Annotated in this window: 3 protein-coding genes; 1 reads left to right on the forward strand and 2 read right to left on the reverse strand. The window is 28.7% G+C overall.

Annotated features, from left to right (window positions below; translation table 11 throughout):
- Positions 1-16 precede the first annotated feature (16 nt).
- Both BXU10_RS24735 and BXU10_RS25590 read right to left on the reverse strand, forming a co-directional pair.
- Positions 17-2,074, reverse strand: coding sequence for a histidine kinase (locus tag BXU10_RS24735; RefSeq protein WP_223255585.1), 2,058 nt, complete (start codon positions 2,072-2,074; stop codon positions 17-19).
- A gap of 11 nt (positions 2,075-2,085) precedes the next feature.
- Positions 2,086-2,760 carry a hypothetical protein gene (locus BXU10_RS25590; protein WP_223255586.1) on the reverse strand — a complete coding sequence of 225 codons (675 nt, stop codon included), beginning with the start codon at positions 2,758-2,760 and terminating at the stop codon, positions 2,086-2,088.
- A gap of 409 nt (positions 2,761-3,169) precedes the next feature.
- Between BXU10_RS25590 and BXU10_RS24745 the strand changes: the two genes are divergently transcribed.
- Entirely contained in the window at positions 3,170-5,914 is a 2,745-nt protein-coding gene (locus BXU10_RS24745; RefSeq protein ID WP_078229917.1) for a histidine kinase, read from the forward strand.
- Positions 5,915-5,931: the final 17 nt, after the last annotated feature.

Genomic DNA, 5,931 nt, shown 5'->3' on the forward strand with positions numbered 1-5,931 from the left:
AAAATAAAACAAAATCTTACAGACTTAATAAAAACTTAGAAAGATTATCCTCCTGAGACAGATTTAACTTCTTTCTTAGACGATATCTGTGTAGTTCAACACCTCTGAATGATATGTTCATTAGCGGTGCAATTTCTTTAGAAGAAAGATTCATTTTTAGATAAATACATAACTTAATATCCTTAGGAGTCAGGTTTGGGAATTTCTTCGAAAGATTAATGATAAATTCATTATGGATCTGATTCAAATTGGTTTCAAAGATTTCCCATTCATGTTTATTGACTTCATTGATCTTAATTGCTTTTTTAATTTCACTTTTCAGTTTATTAAAATCTTTTTCAGAATCCAGAATACTCTGAATATTTTCAATCATTTCACTTTGTTTGGCAATAGATAATGATTTTCCGGCAACTTCAGATGATTTAGTTTGCAGTTCGAGTTCCAGAATGTGTTTTTCGTATTCCTGAATATTGAGTTCGTTTTCGGCCTTTAATTCCATTTCCAGAATTTTCCTTTGATGTCTTTCTTCTTCTGCCTGCAATTCCAGTTTTTGCATATAGCGAAATTTATTCCACTTATAATAAAAAAACAAAACTGTCCCTACTAATAAGAGATATAATAAAATCATCCAAACAGAAAAATACCAGGGCTCGGCTACTTTAAAATCGAAATTACAGACCTTATCATAATTGGCTCCGTCATGTTTATAAACGACAATGGTATGATTACCACTACTTAGATTATTCAGTACAATTAAGCCATCGGAAATGGGTACAAAATCATTACTTTTATTGATTTTATAAAATAAATTAGGCTTACTGGCTCCGTAAATTCCTGATATTACATTGATTCTTAATTCGGTATTGTATTTAATTTTAGAATCATCGGGAAGCAGTATTCCGTTATTAAATGCTTCAATTTTAACATGTGTATTTTGCTTATTTTCATATTTAAGCTGAAGAGAAATAAATCCGTCATCCAGATTCAGTAAATAGTGATTCTGAGTTTTAAAAATCCTTAAATTGTCATTTATGAGTTTTCCTTTGTAATATTTTTCCTGAATAATATTCCAGACAAATTTATTTTCGACAGCATAAATATGGTACAAAATACCTTCCTGAAGTACCATAAAATGATTTTCATCAATTGCTACTACATCTGTTATATTTTTAAAATTAGTATTAAACAATTCATTTTCTTCCAATTTATTGGTAATTGAATTATAGGTAAACCATGAATTATCAATTAGAAACAAAATTTCATTTCTAAATTCAAAAATCTTAACCCCAAAATCATTTTGTATTTTACTCTGCTGGGTGATATTTTCAACCTTTTTAGTCTGATAATCATCACTATACACAACACGATATAAACCACGATAATTATCTGCAGCAAAAATTTCATTTTTTTTATTTTGAGCTACATATTTTATAGGCTTTGAAATATCTTTAATTTTTTTATAATCACTTAATTTTGAAATATCATCATATGCCAAAATCCCACTATAAGTAGATTGAAAACAAGTATTGTTAATACTGCTTTTTGATAAATTCCAGCCACCGCTAATATTATTTGTTTTAACTAAAGAACCATTTTCATAGCAAAAAGTTCCGTCATTATGTCCAATGATGTATTTATTTTCAATTTTAGTAATATTCCAGGCCTGTCCTTGTGTATTGGGCATCATTTTGAATTTACCTGAATCAAATTCAAAAACACCATGATTTGAAGCAATTAAATATCCTTTATTGGTGGTTGCAACGGAATATACCGAACCTAAAATTCCTGAATTGTCATAAAAAATAGATATGGGTGAATTCACTTCAACGTGTGCTATACCGTTATCCAGACCAAGCCATAAATCATTTTCTTTATCAAAGCCAATACAGAGAACTGAGTTGTTCATCAACACATTATTTCGGTCTATATTTTTGTATGTCTCTGAATTAAAATCATAAATATAAACTCCTTTGTTTCCGGTTCCGATAACTAATTTGTTATTTTTAATAAACCTCGCGACATTGATTCCGTTTACTTTTAATGTTTCGTTTAAAGGATTATTCCAGGCAATCAAACCTGATTTTTCTACAATAAAATCCCTTTCTTTTGGGTAAAAATATAAGTTTTGCCTTTGTGTTTTTCGATTGCATGAACGACTGTGTTCTTTAAAATATTCCAGCCTTTTGGATTTGCAATTCGGGAACCATCCATTCTAAAAAGTCCTTTATCGACAGAAGCAACAAAAAGCTCTTTATCCACCACAAAACAGTACGATATTAAAAATGGAAATTTGATTTTTTTAATATGTTTTCCATCATAAATAAAAACATCATTAAAGGATTGAAAATATAACGAACCATTATATCTGAATATTTTCCAAATTTCCTCATTGTCTTTTTCAGCAAATAAGCGTAGTTTTTTGGTAATTGAAACATAATGCATTTTACCTTCTTTTCTGTACCAATAACCAAATTCCTTATAAGAACCTGAATAGATTTTATCTCCATCAATCATAATGGAACGGATGATTGTTTTGTTTGGTAAAGTATATTTTTCCCATATTACGCCATCATATCGTAGTAAGTAATGATTGTTGGCAAAATACATGGCGTTATCTTTTCCCTGAACGACATTCCAGATCTGATTGTCACCCTGATAATTGGACTTACTATAATTTTCTACAAAGGGAAGTAATTCTTGCGATTGAATTTGAGAGGTAATGAAAAAGAAGAAAAATAATTTTAAGAGTATCGATTTCAAAGTATTCGGATTTAAACTCAAATATACTGACAAATATTTAATTTAGAAAGATGATACTTTTTACGACAAGTATTAATATAAAAAGTTTAAAGGATCAAACTTTTTGAGATTTGGCAAAGGTGTAATTTTTTCTATTGTTGTATTATTCTCAATTATTTTATCTGTTTCATACGCATTTTTTATAATCTTTCTATACGGGATAATATTATTCCCGATTAGAAAGATTATAAATAAAGCGTATGAAACAGATAAAATAATTGAGAATAATACAACAATAGAAAAAATTACACCTTTGCCAAATCTCAAAAAGTTTGATCCTTTAAACTTTTTATATTAATACTTGTCGTAAAAAGTATCATCTTTCTAAATTAAATATTTGTCAGTATATTTGAGTTTAAATCCGAATACTTTGAAATCGATACTCTTAAAATTATTTTTCTTCTTTTTCATTACCTCTCAAATTCAATCGCAAGAATTACTTCCCTTTGTAGAAAATTATAGTAAGTCCAATTATCAGGGTGACAATCAGATCTGGAATGTCGTTCAGGGAAAAGATAACGCCATGTATTTTGCCAACAATCATTACTTACTACGATATGATGGCGTAATATGGGAAAAATATACTTTACCAAACAAAACAATCATCCGTTCCATTATGATTGATGGAGATAAAATCTATTCAGGTTCTTATAAGGAATTTGGTTATTGGTACAGAAAAGAAGGTAAAATGCATTATGTTTCAATTACCAAAAAACTACGCTTATTTGCTGAAAAAGACAATGAGGAAATTTGGAAAATATTCAGATATAATGGTTCGTTATATTTTCAATCCTTTAATGATGTTTTTATTTATGATGGAAAACATATTAAAAAAATCAAATTTCCATTTTTAATATCGTACTGTTTTGTGGTGGATAAAGAGCTTTTTGTTGCTTCTGTCGATAAAGGACTTTTTAGAATGGATGGTTCCCGAATTGCAAATCCAAAAGGCTGGAATATTTTAAAGAACACAGTCGTTCATGCAATCGAAAAACACAAAGGCAAAACTTATATTTTTACCCAAAAGAAAGGGATTTTTATTGTAGAAAAATCAGGTTTGATTGCCTGGAATAATCCTTTAAACGAAACATTAAAAGTAAACGGAATCAATGTCGCGAGGTTTATTAAAAATAACAAATTAGTTATCGGAACCGGAAACAAAGGAGTTTATATTTATGATTTTAATTCAGAGACATACAAAAATATAGACCGAAATAATGTGTTGATGAACAACTCAGTTCTCTGTATTGGCTTTGATAAAGAAAATGATTTATGGCTTGGTCTGGATAACGGTATAGCACACGTTGAAGTGAATTCACCCATATCTATTTTTTATGACAATTCAGGAATTTTAGGTTCGGTATATTCCGTTGCAACCACCAATAAAGGATATTTAATTGCTTCAAATCATGGTGTTTTTGAATTTGATTCAGGTAAATTCAAAATGATGCCCAATACACAAGGACAGGCCTGGAATATTACTAAAATTGAAAATAAATACATCATTGGACATAATGACGGAACTTTTTGCTATGAAAATGGTTCTTTAGTTAAAACAAATAATATTAGCGGTGGCTGGAATTTATCAAAAAGCAGTATTAACAATACTTGTTTTCAATCTACTTATAGTGGGATTTTGGCATATGATGATATTTCAAAATTAAGTGATTATAAAAAAATTAAAGATATTTCAAAGCCTATAAAATATGTAGCTCAAAATAAAAAAAATGAAATTTTTGCTGCAGATAATTATCGTGGTTTATATCGTGTTGTGTATAGTGATGATTATCAGACTAAAAAGGTTGAAAATATCACCCAGCAGAGTAAAATACAAAATGATTTTGGGGTTAAGATTTTTGAATTTAGAAATGAAATTTTGTTTCTAATTGATAATTCATGGTTTACCTATAATTCAATTACCAATAAATTGGAAGAAAATGAATTGTTTAATACTAATTTTAAAAATATAACAGATGTAGTAGCAATTGATGAAAATCATTTTATGGTACTTCAGGAAGGTATTTTGTACCATATTTATGCTGTCGAAAATAAATTTGTCTGGAATATTATTCAGGAAAAATATTACAAAGGAAAACTCATAAATGACAATTTAAGGATTTTTAAAACTCAGAATCACTATTTACTGAATCTGGATGACGGATTTATTTCTCTTCAGCTTAAATATGAAAATAAGCAAAATACACATGTTAAAATTGAAGCATTTAATAACGGAATACTGCTTCCCGATGATTCTAAAATTAAATACAATACCGAATTAAGAATCAATGTAATATCAGGAATTTACGGAGCCAGTAAGCCTAATTTATTTTATAAAATCAATAAAAGTAATGATTTTGTACCCATTTCCGATGGCTTAATTGTACTGAATAATCTAAGTAGTGGTAATCATACCATTGTCGTTTATAAACATGACGGAGCCAATTATGATAAGGTCTGTAATTTCGATTTTAAAGTAGCCGAGCCCTGGTATTTTTCTGTTTGGATGATTTTATTATATCTCTTATTAGTAGGGACAGTTTTGTTTTTTTATTATAAGTGGAATAAATTTCGCTATATGCAAAAACTGGAATTGCAGGCAGAAGAAGAAAGACATCAAAGGAAAATTCTGGAAATGGAATTAAAGGCCGAAAACGAACTCAATATTCAGGAATACGAAAAACACATTCTGGAACTCGAACTGCAAACTAAATCATCTGAAGTTGCCGGAAAATCATTATCTATTGCCAAACAAAGTGAAATGATTGAAAATATTCAGAGTATTCTGGATTCTGAAAAAGATTTTAATAAACTGAAAAGTGAAATTAAAAAAGCAATTAAGATCAATGAAGTCAATAAACATGAATGGGAAATCTTTGAAACCAATTTGAATCAGATCCATAATGAATTTATCATTAATCTTTCGAAGAAATTCCCAAACCTGACTCCTAAGGATATTAAGTTATGTATTTATCTAAAAATGAATCTTTCTTCTAAAGAAATTGCACCGCTAATGAACATATCATTCAGAGGTGTTGAACTACACAGATATCGTCTAAGAAAGAAGTTAAATCTGTCTCAGGAGGATAATCTTTCTAAGTTTTTATTAAGTCTGTAAGATTTTGTTTTATTTTT

This window comes from Flavobacterium sp. LM4, from assembly GCF_002017935.1.
Taxonomy (GTDB): Bacteria; Bacteroidota; Bacteroidia; order Flavobacteriales; family Flavobacteriaceae; genus Flavobacterium; species Flavobacterium chungangense.